This window comes from Enterobacter cloacae complex sp. P18RS (genome assembly GCF_014982105.1).
In the GTDB taxonomy this organism is placed as follows: domain Bacteria; phylum Pseudomonadota; class Gammaproteobacteria; order Enterobacterales; family Enterobacteriaceae; genus Enterobacter; species Enterobacter hormaechei_C.
This window is the reverse complement of sequence record NZ_JADCKV010000011.1, coordinates 1-14,386: the sequence shown is the minus strand read 5'-3', so window position 1 is coordinate 14,386 and position 14,386 is coordinate 1. Positions and strand designations below refer to the sequence as shown.

The 14,386-nt window shown below is 53.7% G+C and carries 13 protein-coding genes; all 13 read left to right on the top strand.

Annotation, left to right across the window (positions count from 1 at the left end):
• Positions 1 to 123 precede the first annotated feature (123 nt).
• Positions 124 to 2,040 carry a PTS 2-O-a-mannosyl-D-glycerate transporter subunit IIABC gene (gene mngA / locus INF61_RS07865; protein ID WP_193547673.1) on the top strand — a complete coding sequence of 639 codons (1,917 nt, stop codon included), beginning with the start codon at positions 124 to 126 and terminating at the stop codon, positions 2,038 to 2,040.
• Between the two features lie 23 nt (positions 2,041 to 2,063).
• Positions 2,064 to 4,700, top strand: a complete 2,637-nt coding sequence (gene mngB / locus INF61_RS07860; RefSeq protein WP_193547672.1) for a mannosylglycerate hydrolase — start codon at positions 2,064 to 2,066, stop codon at positions 4,698 to 4,700.
• Between the two features lie 678 nt (positions 4,701 to 5,378).
• The gene (gene cydA / locus INF61_RS07855) at positions 5,379 to 6,947 is read left to right on the top strand and encodes a cytochrome ubiquinol oxidase subunit I (protein WP_003858601.1); all 1,569 of its coding nucleotides are present in this window, start codon (positions 5,379 to 5,381) and stop codon (positions 6,945 to 6,947) included.
• A 15-nt stretch (positions 6,948 to 6,962) separates the two neighbouring features.
• Positions 6,963 to 8,102 (top strand): cytochrome d ubiquinol oxidase subunit II, encoded by a 1,140-nt coding sequence (gene cydB / locus INF61_RS07850; RefSeq protein ID WP_193547671.1) that lies wholly within the window; start codon positions 6,963 to 6,965, stop codon positions 8,100 to 8,102.
• 14 nt (positions 8,103 to 8,116) lie between these two features.
• A complete protein-coding gene (gene cydX, locus INF61_RS07845; RefSeq protein WP_003858598.1) occupies positions 8,117 to 8,230 on the top strand; it encodes a cytochrome bd-I oxidase subunit CydX in 114 nt (37 codons plus the stop codon).
• Positions 8,230 to 8,520, top strand: a complete 291-nt coding sequence (gene ybgE / locus INF61_RS07840) for a cyd operon protein YbgE (protein ID WP_003858596.1) — start codon at positions 8,230 to 8,232, stop codon at positions 8,518 to 8,520. The genes cydX and ybgE overlap by 1 nt, the downstream gene beginning before the upstream one ends.
• A gap of 148 nt (positions 8,521 to 8,668) precedes the next feature.
• Complete coding sequence (ybgC, locus tag INF61_RS07835; RefSeq protein WP_003858593.1) at positions 8,669 to 9,073, top strand: tol-pal system-associated acyl-CoA thioesterase; 405 nt, start codon at positions 8,669 to 8,671, stop codon at positions 9,071 to 9,073.
• The gene (tolQ, locus tag INF61_RS07830) at positions 9,070 to 9,762 is read left to right on the top strand and encodes a Tol-Pal system protein TolQ (RefSeq protein WP_003858590.1); all 693 of its coding nucleotides are present in this window, start codon (positions 9,070 to 9,072) and stop codon (positions 9,760 to 9,762) included. The genes ybgC and tolQ overlap by 4 nt, the downstream gene beginning before the upstream one ends.
• Positions 9,763 to 9,765: 3 nt before the next feature.
• Entirely contained in the window at positions 9,766 to 10,194 is a 429-nt protein-coding gene (gene tolR / locus INF61_RS07825) for a colicin uptake protein TolR (RefSeq protein WP_003858589.1), read from the top strand.
• 28 nt (positions 10,195 to 10,222) lie between these two features.
• A complete protein-coding gene (gene tolA, locus INF61_RS07820; protein ID WP_193547670.1) occupies positions 10,223 to 11,458 on the top strand; it encodes a cell envelope integrity protein TolA in 1,236 nt (411 codons plus the stop codon).
• Positions 11,459 to 11,558: 100 nt separating this feature from the next.
• A complete protein-coding gene (gene tolB, locus INF61_RS07815; protein ID WP_017384962.1) occupies positions 11,559 to 12,851 on the top strand; it encodes a Tol-Pal system beta propeller repeat protein TolB in 1,293 nt (430 codons plus the stop codon).
• Positions 12,852 to 12,885: 34 nt separating this feature from the next.
• Positions 12,886 to 13,407: a peptidoglycan-associated lipoprotein Pal gene (gene pal, locus INF61_RS07810; protein ID WP_003858578.1), complete on the top strand. Its 522-nt coding sequence runs from the start codon at positions 12,886 to 12,888 to the stop codon at positions 13,405 to 13,407.
• A gap of 9 nt (positions 13,408 to 13,416) precedes the next feature.
• Positions 13,417 to 14,205: a cell division protein CpoB gene (gene cpoB / locus INF61_RS07805; protein ID WP_003858574.1), complete on the top strand. Its 789-nt coding sequence runs from the start codon at positions 13,417 to 13,419 to the stop codon at positions 14,203 to 14,205.
• The last annotated feature ends 181 nt before the right edge of the window (positions 14,206 to 14,386 follow it).

Genomic DNA, 14,386 nt, shown 5'->3' with positions numbered 1-14,386 from the left:
GTAAATTTGTAAATAATACAAATAAGATATAAATATCGGTGTTAGTGAAAATGATCACATAAATGTATTATCCGGTCTGCCACAATCCTGCCCAGACAATAACTTTGGATAGGTGAGGATCTTATGAACCTGACGACTCTGACCGACCCCCGTGCTGTCTGCGTGCAGGCGCAGTTTACCAGCCGTGATGAGGCAATCCGTCAGCTTGCGACGCGGCTGGTGGCGTTGGGCAAAATAGCCAACGCCGATACGTTTCTGGCAGACGTTTTCCATCGGGAATCGCTTGGCCCGACGGCGCTGGGCGAGGGGCTGGCCGTACCTCATGGTAAATCAGTGGCGGTAAACGAAGCGGCTTTTGCCGTGGCCACACTGCGTGAGCCGCTGGCCTGGGAAGGTGTGGACGGACCGGAGGAGGTCGAGCTGATTTTTCTGCTCGCCATTCCTCCCGCACAAGCGGGATCAACGCATATTCAGGTCCTGACGGAACTGACGTCTCGCCTGGCGGATGACGAGCTCAGGGCGCGCGTGATGACGGCGACCAGCGCGGAAGCGGTGCTTGCGGCGCTGGAAACAGCGCCTGACACACAAGAAACCGCCGTTGCGGAGAATGCCCCGACGATCGTCTGCGTTACCGCCTGTCCGGCCGGGATCGCCCATACCTACATGGCAGCGGAGTATCTCGAAAAAGCGGGACGTAAGCTCGGCGTCAATGTGGTGGTCGAAAAGCAGGGGGCAAATGGTATTGAGGGGCGCATCACCGCGCAGCAGTTGCAGGAGGCAAAAGCGTGTATCTTCGCGGCGGAAGTGGCGATCAAAGAGCGTGAGCGTTTTCAGGGGATCCCCGCCATTTCCGTGCCCGTCGCGGAACCCTTACGCCATGCGGAAGCGCTCATTGAGCGTGCGCTGGCGCTACAGCCTGTATCCGATGCGCGTCCTGCGCACGTCGACACGGACGCGAAAAAGTGCGTTAAAACCGAACTCAAGCAGGCGCTGCTCAGCGGTATCTCCTTTGCGGTGCCGCTGATTGTCGCTGGCGGCACGGTGCTGGCGGTGTCGGTACTGCTGGCGCAAATCCTGGGCTTGCAGCATCTGTTCGATCAGGAAAATTCGTGGCTGTGGATGTACCGCAAACTGGGCGGCGGGATGCTCGGTATTCTGATGGTGCCTGTTCTGGCGGCCTATACCGCTTACTCGCTGGCGGATAAACCTGCGCTAACGCCGGGCTTTGCGGCGGGTCTTGCCGCCAATATGATCGGCTCTGGTTTTCTCGGGGCCATCGTCGGCGGGCTGATTGCGGGCTACCTGATGCGCTGGGTAAAAAACCACATCCGACTGAGTAGCCGCTACAACGGCTTTCTGACCTTTTATCTCTATCCGGTGATTGGCGTGCTGGGCGCAGGCAGCCTGATGCTGTTTGTGATCGGCGAACCGGTGGCCTGGATCAATAATGCCCTGACCGCCTGGCTTAACGGTCTGTCCGGCGCGAACGCCCTGCTGCTGGGGGCGATCCTGGGCTTTATGTGCTCGTTCGATCTGGGCGGTCCGGTCAACAAAGCCTCTTACGCGTTCTGTCTGGGAGCGATGGCCAATGGCGTATACGGGCCTTATGCGATTTTTGCCTCCGTCAAAATGGTATCGGCCTTTACCGTGACGGCATCAACGATGCTGGCCCCGAACCTGTTTAAACAGTTCGAAATTGAAACCGGCAAGTCCACCTGGCTGCTGGGGCTGGCGGGCATCACCGAAGGGGCAATTCCGATGGCTATTGAGGATCCGCTGCGGGTCATCGGCTCATTTGTTCTGGGGTCAATGGCGACCGGTGCCATTGTCGGGGCGATGGGGATTGGGCTCTCCACCCCCGGCGCGGGCATTTTCTCTCTCTTCTTACTGCATGATGCCGGGCTGGGCGGCGTGATGGCCGCTGTTGGCTGGTTTGGCGCCGCGCTGGCTGGCGCCGCAATCTCTACGCTCATTTTACTGCTCTGGCGACGCCAGGCCGTGAAGAGCGGCACCTACGTGACTGAAGACATATCATCGTAAACACGCACTGACAGGAAACGAAGATGAAAGCTGTATCTCGCGTTCATATCACGCCACATATGCACTGGGACCGGGAGTGGTACTTCACCACCGAAGCGTCACGTATTCTTCTGGTCAATAATATGGAAGAGATCCTCACTCGTCTTGAGCAGGACGCAGAGTATAAATACTACGTTCTCGACGGCCAGACGGCGGTGCTGGAAGATTATTTTGCCGTGAAACCGGAAAACAGGCCACGCGTGAAGGCGCTGGTGGCGGCCGGGAAGCTGATTATTGGGCCGTGGTATACCCAGACGGACACCACCCTTGTCTCCGGCGAGTCGATTGTCCGAAATCTGATGTACGGCATTCGCGACTGTCTGGCCTTTGGCGAGCCGATGAAAATTGGCTATCTGCCGGACTCCTTCGGCATGTCCTCCCAACTGCCGCACATTTACAACGGTTTTGGCATCACGCGCACCATGTTCTGGCGCGGGTGTTCCGAGCGGCACGGTACCGATAAAACCGAATTTCTCTGGCAAAGTCAGGACGGCAGCGAAGTGACGGCACAGGTGCTGCCGCTGGGCTACGCGATTGGTAAGTACTTACCGGAGGATGAGGCCGAGCTGCGCAAACGGCTCGACACGTACTTCGAGGTGCTGGAAAAAGCCTCCGTGACGAAAGAAATTTTGCTGCCTAACGGCCATGATCAGATGCCGCTCCAGCAGAACATCTTTGCGGTGATGGATAAGCTGCGCGAAATCTATCCGCAGCGTCAGTTTGTGATGAGCCGCTTCGAGAAGGTGTTTGACCACATTGACGCGCACCGCGATGAACTGGCGACGCTGAAAGGGGAGTTTATTGACGGTAAATATATGCGGGTGCACCGGACGATAGGCTCCACGCGGATGGACATTAAAATCGCCCACGCCCGGATAGAGAATAAAATCGTCAACGTCCTTGAGCCGCTGGCCACGCTTGCCTGGACGCTGGGCTTTGAGTATCACCACGGTTTGCTGGAAAAAATGTGGAAAGAGATCCTCAAGAATCACGCCCATGACAGTATCGGCTGCTGCTGTAGTGACAAAGTGCATCGTGAGGTGATGTCACGCTTCGAGCTGGCGGAAGACATGGCCGATAACCTGACATGCTTCTATATGCGCAAGATTGTCGACAACATGCCGCAGAGCGAGGAAGACAAACTGGTGATGTTTAACCTCACGCCCTGGCCGCGTGAGGAAGTGATTAACACCACGATACGTCTGCGCGCCAGCCAGTTCCGCCTGCTGGACGATAGGGGGAATGAAATCCCTTACTGCCTGCGCAGCGCGCGTGAAATCGACCCCGGCTTGATTGACCGGCAAATTGTGCATTACGGCAACTACGATCCCTTTATGGAGTTTGATATCCAGCTCAATCAGATCCTGCCATCAATGGGTTACCGCACGCTCTATATCGAGCCGCACGTGGCCGGCAAGCTGCTGGCGGCAGAAAAATCGTCGGAGGCGTTACTGGAAAATGCTTTCTGGGAAATAACGTTAAACGACGACGGCACCCTGCGTCTGCTCGATAAAGCGTCCGGGCTTATCTATGACCGCGCGCTGGAAATAGAAGAGGGCTCGGATGATGGCGATGAGTACGACTACTCGCCTTCACGGGAAGAGTGGAGACTCACTTCCGCTCAGGGCGAGCATGAGGTTGAGGTGATCCACGAGGCCTGGCAGAGCAGGGCGGTGATCCGCCATCGCATGGCGGTGCCGGCGGATCTCGCCGAACGTTCTGCGCGTCAGCAGACGGGAACGCTTGAGGCAGAACTCACGGTCACGCTCAGCCATAACAGCCGACGTATCGACGTTGAGGCGCGTCTCGGAAATCACGCGGATGACCACCGTGTGCGGGTGCTGATCCCGACGCCATTTACCGCAGACACGGTGTTAGCCGATACCCAGTTCGGTTCGCTGACGCGACCTGTACAGGATGAAGCGATGGCGAACTGGCAGGAGGAGGGCTGGAAGGAAGCGCCGCTGCCGGTGTGGAATCTGCTCAACTACGCGGTGCTCCAGGAACGGCGTAACGGAATGGCCCTGTTTACCGAAGGGTTGCGCGAATTTGAAGTGACTGGCGAGCGTCAAAAAACGTTTGCCCTGACGTTGCTTCGCGGCGTGGGGGTGCTTGGGAAGGAAGATTTACTGCTGCGCCCCGGCAGACCGTCCGGGATCAAAATGCCGGTGCCTGATTCGCAGATGCGGGGCCAGTTAACCTGTCGCTTTAGCCTGTTCAGTTTTAATGGTACGCCCGTCAGTGCTGGCGTTGCGCAGCAGGCGAAGTCGTGGTTAACGCCAGCGCTCTGCTATAACAAAATCCCGTGGGATGCGATGAAGCTTAACCGCGCCTCTTTCACCACACCCGGTAGCTATAGCCTGCTAACGCTGGCGCCTAACGGATGCGTACTCAGTGCGCTGAAAAAAGCGGAGGATCGTGACGAGATGATTCTTCGTCTGTACAACCCTTCGGAGACCCGCTCCGGTGATGTGACTTTGTCTGTGAACCGTGAGGTCCAGGCCTGTTGCGAAACGGACATGAATGAGGTCCGCAAGGCGCAAGGGGAGGAGGGCTCAGCCATTACGGGACCTTTCCGGCCAGGCCAGTCACGCACCTTCAGCATAAAAATTGAAAGGTAATCTTCAGAATAATATAAAGGCCGCATTCCTGCGGCCTTTATTTCATCAAATAGTCACGAAAGGGTGTTAATTTTAAGATTATTAAAGGTGAATGAAATGTAATCGTTTCGGCGGGTAGCAAAGCGAAAGAAAAATACTGTGAAGCAGATAACATTATATGGTTATCTTCCGGCAAAATGCGTTTTTCTCGCGCGTTAATAAAAATCACAACTGTTTATATTATCTTCTGGCTTTTATAACCAATAACGCCTTTAAATATACATATTGTTAACAAGGTTTTTACTATCCGCACTACAAAGAAACATCATTAACAGCTCTGACTGTTTTTGATTTAAATCAATGTTTAATCCTTGGAAAAAGCCTCCGAAAGGCGTTAAATTGTTCCCGATCAAAATGGCCGAAAAGTGGTAATTTTGCTATAAATTGATCGCCGTCGAAAAACGTAAATCTGTTCGAATAAAAACCTGTTTATTGTAAGGGTTTTGCAGCGTATTATATTTACGGGATCAATTTGGTTTTTTCTTAACGTATTTGTAACCTTTCATCATTGCTTTTTCCTCCTGAAGAGAATAAGCAACGAAGAAGGGAAGCAGATAACTTTGTATTGGGGCATGCGTGTGGATCCTTATCTAACGGGGTTCACTCTCGGAGTCTTCATGCGATGAGCAAGGAGTCATAATGTTAGACGTAGTCGAACTGTCGCGCTTACAGTTTGCCTTGACCGCGATGTACCACTTCCTGTTTGTGCCGCTGACGCTCGGTATGGCGTTCCTGCTGGCCATCATGGAAACGGTTTACGTCCTCTCCGGCAAACAGATTTATAAAGATATGACCAAGTTCTGGGGCAAGTTGTTTGGTATCAACTTTGCGCTGGGCGTGGCAACCGGTCTGACCATGGAGTTCCAGTTCGGGACAAACTGGTCTTACTATTCCCACTATGTAGGGGATATTTTCGGTGCGCCGCTGGCCATTGAAGGTCTGATGGCCTTCTTCCTCGAATCCACCTTTGTAGGTCTGTTCTTCTTCGGTTGGGACCGTCTGGGTAAAGTCCAGCATATGGCGGTAACCTGGCTGGTGGCATTAGGCTCCAACTTGTCCGCACTGTGGATCCTGGTGGCGAACGGCTGGATGCAAAACCCAATCGCATCTGATTTCAACTTCGAAACCATGCGTATGGAGATGGTCAGCTTCGCTGAGCTGGTCCTGAACCCGGTTGCTCAGGTTAAATTCGTTCACACCGTGGCGTCTGGGTATGTGTGCGGCGCGATGTTCGTGCTGGGCATCAGCTCCTACTATATGCTGCGCGGCCGTGACTTCGCGTTCGCCAAGCGTTCTTTTGCTATCGCAGCAAGCTTCGGTATGGCCGCGATTCTGTCCGTGATTGTTCTGGGTGATGAATCCGGTTACGAAATGGGCGACGTGCAGAAAACCAAACTCGCCGCAATTGAAGCTGAATGGGAAACCCAGCCGGCACCGGCAGCGTTTACCCTGTTCGGTGTGCCTGACCAGGAAGCGCAGGAAAACCGCTTCGCCATTCAAATTCCTTACGCTCTGGGTATTATCGCCACGCGCTCCGTCGACAAACAGGTGACTGGCCTGAAAGATCTGATGGTGCAGCATGAAGAGCGTATCCGTAACGGGATGAAAGCCTACTCGCTGCTGGAACAGCTGCGCGCCGGCTCTACCGACCAGGCCGTTCGCGATCAATTTAACGACGTGAAGAAAGACCTCGGTTACGGTCTGCTGCTGAAACGCTATACCCCGAACGTCTCCGACGCGACGGAAGCGCAGATTCAGATGGCAACCAAAGACTCTATTCCACGCGTTGCGCCGCTGTACTTCGCGTTCCGCATCATGGTGGGTTGCGGCATTATCATGCTGCTGATCATCGCGGCCTCGTTCTGGTCAGTCATTCGTAACCGTATCGGTGAGAAAAAATGGCTGCTGCGCACCGCGCTGTACGGTATCCCACTGCCATGGATTGCTATCGAGTCCGGCTGGTTTGTTGCGGAATATGGCCGTCAGCCTTGGGCGATCGGTGAGGTGCTGCCAACAGCGGTAGCGAACTCCTCCCTGACCGCAGGCGACCTGATCTTCTCCATGCTGCTCATTTGCGGTCTGTACACCCTGTTCCTGGTGGCTGAACTGTTCCTGATGTTCAAGTTCGCGCGCCTTGGCCCAAGCAGCCTGAAAACCGGTCGCTACCACTACGAGCAGTCTGTTGCGACTACTCAGCCGGCACGCTAAGACAGGAGTCATCAAATGATCGATTATGAAGTATTGCGTTTTATCTGGTGGCTGCTGATCGGTGTTCTGCTGATTGGTTTCGCGGTCACCGATGGTTTCGACATGGGCGTGGGCATGCTCACCCGTTTCCTCGGTCGTAATGACACCGAGCGTCGAATCATGATCAACTCCATCGCCCCGCACTGGGACGGTAACCAGGTGTGGCTGATCACCGCAGGCGGCGCGCTGTTCGCTGCCTGGCCGATGGTCTACGCGGCTGCGTTCTCCGGCTTCTATGTGGCGATGATTCTGGTGCTGGCTTCTTTATTCTTCCGTCCGGTGGGTTTTGACTACCGTTCCAAGATTGAAGACACCCGCTGGCGTAACATGTGGGACTGGGGCATCTTCATCGGTAGCTTCGTTCCACCGCTGGTCATTGGTGTGGCGTTCGGTAACCTGTTGCAGGGCGTACCGTTCCACGTCGACGAATATATGCGTCTGTTCTACACCGGTAACTTCTTCCAACTGCTGAATCCGTTTGGTCTGCTGGCAGGCGTGGTGAGCGTGGCGATGATCATCACCCAGGGGGCAACCTATCTCCAGATGCGTACCGTAGGTGAACTGCATCTGCGTTCCCGCGCTACCGCTCAGGTGGCAGCGCTGGTGACGCTGGTCTGCTTCGCGCTGGCCGGTGTGTGGGTGGTGTATGGTATTGATGGATACGTGGTGACGTCCGCTATCAACCATGCTGCACCGTCTAACCCGCTGACCAAAGAGGTGGCGCGTCAGGCCGGTGCATGGCTGGTGAACTTCAACAATAACCCTGTGCTGTGGGCTATCCCGGCTCTGGGTGTGCTGCTGCCACTGCTGACCGTGCTGACGTCTCGTCTGGAGAAAGGCGCTCTGGCGTTCGTATTCTCTTCCCTGACGCTGGCGTGCATCATCCTGACGGCCGGTATTGCGATGTTCCCGTTCGTGATGCCATCCAGCACCATGATGAATGCCAGCCTGACCATGTGGGATGCAACGTCCAGCCATATGACGCTGAACTTAATGACCTATGTGGCTTGCGTGTTCGTTCCGATTGTTCTGGCTTACACCATCTGGTGTTACTGGAAAATGTTCGGTCGTATCACTAAAGAACATATCGAAAGCAACACCCACTCTATGTACTAAGTAAGGAGCTGAATATGTGGTATTTCGCATGGATTTTAGGGACGCTTCTTGCCTGTGCGTTTGGTGTCATCACTGCCCTGGCGCTTGAGCATGTAGAAGCGACCAAAGCAGGTGAAGAAAAGCACTAATGAATATTATCGCAACGTTATATGCGGTAATGGATAAGCGCCCCTTGAGGGCGCTTTCCCTCATTATGGCATTACTGCTGGCAGGCTGTATCTTCTGGGACCCGTCGCGCTTCGCGGCGAAAACCAGCGAGCTTGAAATCTGGCACGGCTTCCTGATTATGTGGGCGGTGTGCGCAGGCGTGATTCACGGTGTCGGCTTTCGTCCGAAAGCGCTACACTGGCAGGGCATCTTCTGCCCACTGATTGCCGATCTGGTTCTCCTCGCCGGTTTGATTTTCTTCTTCTTCTGAATAAGAAATGTCCGTTAACGTTATGGGCTTACCCTGGCCCATAAAAATTTACTCTCCGTTTACTTTCTCCCATTCCAAACCATCATTCCCGCGCGTATAGTAGCGAAGTTTGAAAGCTCCAACTTTTCTTGTATTACCGGGATGTAAAGTGAATACAACGCTGTTTCGATGGCCGGTACGTGTCTATTACGAAGATACCGATGCCGGTGGTGTGGTCTACCACGCCAGCTACGTTGCTTTTTATGAACGGGCACGCACAGAGATGCTGCGCCATCATCACTTTAGTCAACAGGTGCTGTTGGCTGAGCGAGTTGCCTTCGTGGTACGCAAGATGACGCTTGAGTATTTTGCGCCTGCCAGACTCGACGATATGCTCGAAGTCCAAACAGAAATTACATCAATGCGCGGAACTTCACTGGTTTTCACGCAGCGGATAGTCAATGCAGAGAACACGGTACTGAACTCAGCTGAAGTCCTGATTGTCTGTGTTGATCCAACCATAATGAAGCCTCGTGCGCTTCCTAAGTCTATTGTCGCGGAGTTTAAGCAGTGACTGACATGAATATCCTTGATTTGTTCCTGAAGGCAAGCCTTCTGGTTAAACTTATCATGTTGATTTTGATTGGTTTTTCAATCGCATCCTGGGCCATCATCATCCAGAGAACGCGTATCCTCAATGCCGCTGGCCGCGAAGCCGAAGCGTTTGAAGATAAGTTCTGGTCGGGTATTGAGCTTTCGCGTCTGTACCAGGAAAGCCAGGGACGCCGTGATAACCTTTCAGGCTCCGAACAAATTTTCTACAGCGGTTTCAAAGAGTTCGCTCGCTTACATCGCGCTAACAGCCATGCGCCGGAAGCCGTGGTAGAAGGGGCGTCGCGTGCGATGCGCATCTCCATGAACCGCGAACTGGAAAATCTTGAAACGCATATTCCTTTCCTCGGAACCGTTGGCTCCATCAGCCCGTATATCGGCCTGTTTGGTACGGTGTGGGGGATCATGCACGCCTTTATCGCCCTTGGGGCGGTGAAGCAGGCAACGTTGCAGATGGTTGCGCCGGGTATCGCAGAAGCACTGATCGCGACCGCAATCGGTCTGTTCGCCGCAATTCCGGCGGTAATGGCGTACAACCGTCTGAACCAGCGCGTGAACAAACTGGAACTGAACTACGACAACTTTATGGAAGAGTTCACCGCGATTCTGCATCGTCAGGCGTTTACCAGCACCGAGAGCAACAAGGGGTAAACCATGGCCAGATCGCGTGGACGAGGTCGTCGCGAGCTCAAGTCCGAAATCAATATCGTTCCGTTACTGGACGTGCTGCTGGTGCTGCTGCTGATCTTTATGGCGACGGCGCCCATCATCACCCAGAGCGTGGAAGTTGATCTGCCGGATGCGACAGAATCACAGGCGGTAAGCACCAATGACGATCCTCCGGTCATCATTGAGGTTTCCGGCGTAGGGCAGTACAGCGTGGTGGTAGAGAAAGATCGTATGGATCAGCTTCCGCCAGAGCAGGTTATTGCTGAAGCGCAACGACGCCTGGAGTCAAATCCGAAGACGGTCTTCTTAATCGGTGGTGCGAAAGACGTACCATATGATGAAATTATCAAAGCGCTGAACTTGCTACATAGCGCGGGCGTTAAGTCAGTTGGCTTAATGACTCAGCCTATTTAATCATCTGCGTAGTTTTTGGGAACCGATAGTGTCAAAGGCAACCGAACAGAACGACAAGCTTAAGCGAGCGATAATCGTCTCCGCAGTGCTGCACGTAATTCTTTTTGCAGCGCTGATCTGGAGTTCGTTCGATGAGCACCTTGATGCATCAGGCGGCGGTGGGGGGGCCTCCATCGACGCCGTCATGGTGGATCCTGGTGCGATCGTTCAGAACTATAATCGTCAGCAACAGCAGCAGGCGAGCTCTAAACGTGCTGAAGAGCAGCGAGAAAAACAGGCGCAACAGCAGGCGGAAGAGCTACGTGAAAAGCAGGCCGCTGAGCAGGAACGTCTGAAGCAGCTAGAGAAAGAGCGTTTGCAGGCGCAGGAAGCGGCGAAAGAGCAGGCAGAACAGCAGAAGCAGGCTGAAGCCGCTGCGAAGAAGGCGCAGGAACAGCAGAAGCAGGCGGAAGAGGCGGCAGCCAAAGCCGCGGCTGATGCAAAAGCGCAGGCTGACGCACAGGCGAAATTAGCGGCTGACGCGGCGAAGAAAGCCGCTGCTGATGCTCAGAAAAAAGCGGAAGCAGAAGCTGCGAAGAAAGCCGCTGCTGATGCCCAGAAGAAAGCGGAAGCAGAAGCCGCGAAGAAAGCCGCTCAGGAAGCAGAGAAGAAAGCTGCTGCCGATGCTGCGAAGAAAGCGGCTGCTGCCGAGAAGGCTGCGGCTGAAAAAGCGGCTGCCGCTGAAAAAGCTGCGGCTGATAAAAAAGCGGCTGCCGAGAAAGCTGCCGCAGCTAAAAAAGCAGCTGCCGAAAAAGCCGCAGCCGACAAGAAAGCTGCCGCTGAAAAAGCCGCTGCCAGGAAGGCCGCTGCTGAAAAAGCTGCCGCTGAAGCAGCCACCGCTGACGATATCATTGGCGACCTGAGTTCTGGTAAGAATGCACCGAAAACGGGCGGTGGGGCGAAAGGAAGTAACGCAGCACCGGCAGGAAGTGGTAACACTAAGAACAACGGTGCTTCTGGCGCTGAGATCAACGACTATAAGAATCAGATTGCTGCGGCTATATCCAGCAGGCTTAACGATAAATCATTGTATACAGGGAAAACATGCAGACTGCATATTAAACTGCATACTGATGGTACCGTGCTGAGCGTTGAGTCTGAAGGAGGCGATGACGCATTATGCCAGGCTGCACTTGTGGCAGTGAATCAGGCAAAACTGCCAAAACCTCCGTCACAGGCTGTCTATGAAGTGTTCAAAGACGCTTCGCTGAACTTTAAGCCATAAGCAGAGCTGCGGTTATCGGGTTCTGATAGTTTTGTGTATTTGAGTTTGTTAACCTTCTGCTAAATTATCCAGGACTTATTGTTCGGATAAGGGAGATATGATGAAGCAGGCATTACGATTAGCTTTTGGTTTTTTAGTACTGTTGACGTCAGCAGTGCATGCCACAGTAAGCATCGACATTACCGACTGGAACGACTCAGCGCGTCCAATCGGTGTCGTTCCGTTCCAGTGGGCAGGCCCGGGCGCTGCGCCTGAAGATATTGGCGGCATTGTTGCAGCTGACCTGCGTAACAGCGGTAAATTTAACCCCTTAGATCGTTCTCGTCTGCCGCAGCAGCCGGGTACCGCTCAGGAAGTTCAACCTGCTGCATGGTCTGCACTGGGTATTGATGCCGTGGTTGTCGGACAGGTTACTCCTGCGCCAGACGGCGGCTATAACGTCGCTTATCAGCTGGTGGATACCGGCGGTGCGCCGGGTACCGTTCTGGCTCAAAACACGTATAAGGTGAACAAGCAGTGGCTGCGTTACGCAGGCCATACGGCGAGTGACGAAGTGTTTGAGAAGCTGACCGGTATTAAAGGTGCGTTCCGTACCCGTATCGCGTACGTAGTACAGACCAACGGCGGCCAGTTCCCTTATGAGCTGCGCGTCTCTGACTACGATGGCTACAACCAGTTCACCGTACACCGTTCACCACAGCCGCTGATGTCTCCGGCATGGTCTCCGGACGGCTCTAAGCTGGCGTACGTGACCTTCGAAAGCGGCCGTTCCGCGCTGGTTATCCAGACGCTCTCTAACGGTGCTGTGCGTCAGGTTGCGTCATTCCCGCGTCACAACGGTGCGCCTGCGTTCTCTCCGGACGGTACCAAACTGGCGTTTGCCCTGTCTAAAACCGGTAGCCTGAACCTGTACGTGATGGATATTGGTTCTGGTCAGATCCGTCAGGTCACGGATGGTCGTAGCAACAACACTGAGCCAACCTGGTTCCCGGACAGCCAGAATCTGGCCTTTACGTCTGACCAGGCAGGTCGACCACAAGTTTATAAAGTGAATATCAACGGCGGAGCAGCGCAGCGTATTACCTGGGAAGGTTCTCAGAACCAGGATGCTGACGTCAGTGCCGATGGTAAAACGATGGTAATGGTCAGTACTGCGGGTGGTCAGCAGCACATTGCCAAACAAGATCTGGTAACGGGGGGCGTACAAGTACTGTCGTCAACGTTCCTGGATGAAACGCCAAGTCTGGCACCTAACGGCACCATGGTAATCTACAGCTCTTCTCAGGGGATGGGATCCGTGCTGAATCTGGTTTCTACAGATGGGCGTTTCAAAGCGCGTCTTCCGGCAACTGATGGACAGGTAAAATCACCTGCCTGGTCGCCGTATCTGTAATAATAATTAATTGATTACTAAAGGAATCTTAGAAATGCAACTGAACAAAGTGCTGAAGGGGCTGATGATCGCTCTGCCTGTTATGGCAATCGCAGCGTGTTCTTCTAACAAGAATGCAAGCAATGACCAGAGCGGCGAAGGCATGATGGGTGCCGGCACCGGTATGGACGCTAACGGCAATGGCAATATGTCTTCTGAAGAGCAAGCGCGTCTTCAGATGCAGCAGTTACAGCAGAACAACATCGTTTACTTCGATCTGGATAAATACGACATCCGTTCTGACTTCGCTGCAATGCTGGATGCGCACGCAAACTTCCTGCGTAGCAACCCGTCTTACAAAGTCACCGTAGAAGGTCATGCGGACGAACGTGGTACTCCGGAGTACAACATCTCCCTGGGTGAACGTCGTGCAAACGCTGTTAAAATGTACCTCCAGGGTAAAGGCGTTTCTGCTGACCAGATCTCCATCGTTTCTTACGGTAAAGAAAAACCAGCAGTACTGGGTCACGACGAAGCGGCTTACTCCAAAAACCGTCGTGCCGTACTCGTTTACTAAGAGAATTGCATGAGCAGTAACTTCAGACATCATCTGATGAGTCTGTCGTTACTGGTTGGAATAGCGGCCCCCTGGGCCGCTTTTGCTCAGGCACCAATCAGTAGTGTCGGCTCAGGCTCGGTAGAAGACCGGGTCACTCAACTCGAGCGTATTTCTAACGCTCACAGCCAGCTTTTAACTCAACTCCAGCAGCAGCTTTCCGATAACCAGAATGATATTGATTCCCTTCGTGGTCAGATCCAGGAGAGTCAGTATCAGCTTAATCAGGTTGTGGAGCGCCAGAAGCAAATTTTGTTGCAGATGGATAGCCTGAACAGCGGCGGAGCAGCAGCACAGCCAGCAGCAGGCGATCAAAGCGGTGCGGCAACGCCTGCACCTGCGGCAGATGCCTCCGCGTCGTCTGGTGCGCCTGTACAGAGCGGTGACGCGAATACGGACTACAACGCGGCCATTGCCCTGGTGCAGGACAAATCGCGCCAGGACGATGCTATCGTTGCGTTTCAGAACTTTGTTAAGAAGTACCCTGATTCCACTTACCAGCCAAATGCGAACTACTGGCTGGGTCAGTTGAATTACAACAAGGGTAAAAAGGATGATGCGGCGTTTTATTTTGCCTCTGTGGTGAAAAATTACCCGAAATCACCTAAAGCGCCTGATGCGATGTATAAAGTCGGCGTGATCATGCAGGACAAAGGCGACACTGCAAAAGCCAAAGCGGTTTATCAGCAGGTGGTTGCAAAATTCCCGGGTACAGACGGCGCCAAACAAGCGCAAAAACGTTTGAGTTCGATGGGTTGATTATCGCATGACCAGAAATCGCGTCATTTCTGGTCGTGCAGCATGATTCCTAAGCAGTTAAGTGATCTTCATCGAAATTTTTGTTGCGCAGAATTCTTAAATCAGTAATATATGCCGCCGTTGCCACGGGATATCAAACAACGTGAAAGCAGCGCAAAAGTGGGTCGTTAGCTCAGTTGGT

Bases quoted from the DNA above. Each gene is read 5' to 3' on its own strand.
- mngA (WP_193547673.1), top strand. From the start codon at position 124: ATGAACCTGACGACTCTGACCGACCCCCGTGCTGTCTGCGTGCAGGCG.
- mngB (WP_193547672.1), top strand. From the start codon at position 2,064: ATGAAAGCTGTATCTCGCGTTCATATCACGCCACATATGCACTGGGAC.
- cydA (WP_003858601.1), top strand. From the start codon at position 5,379: ATGTTAGACGTAGTCGAACTGTCGCGCTTACAGTTTGCCTTGACCGCG.
- cydB (WP_193547671.1), top strand. From the start codon at position 6,963: ATGATCGATTATGAAGTATTGCGTTTTATCTGGTGGCTGCTGATCGGT.
- cydX (WP_003858598.1), top strand. From the start codon at position 8,117: ATGTGGTATTTCGCATGGATTTTAGGGACGCTTCTTGCCTGTGCGTTT.
- ybgE (WP_003858596.1), top strand. From the start codon at position 8,230: ATGAATATTATCGCAACGTTATATGCGGTAATGGATAAGCGCCCCTTG.
- tolR (WP_003858589.1), top strand. From the start codon at position 9,766: ATGGCCAGATCGCGTGGACGAGGTCGTCGCGAGCTCAAGTCCGAAATC.
- tolB (WP_017384962.1), top strand. From the start codon at position 11,559: ATGAAGCAGGCATTACGATTAGCTTTTGGTTTTTTAGTACTGTTGACG.
- pal (WP_003858578.1), top strand. From the start codon at position 12,886: ATGCAACTGAACAAAGTGCTGAAGGGGCTGATGATCGCTCTGCCTGTT.
- cpoB (WP_003858574.1), top strand. From the start codon at position 13,417: ATGAGCAGTAACTTCAGACATCATCTGATGAGTCTGTCGTTACTGGTT.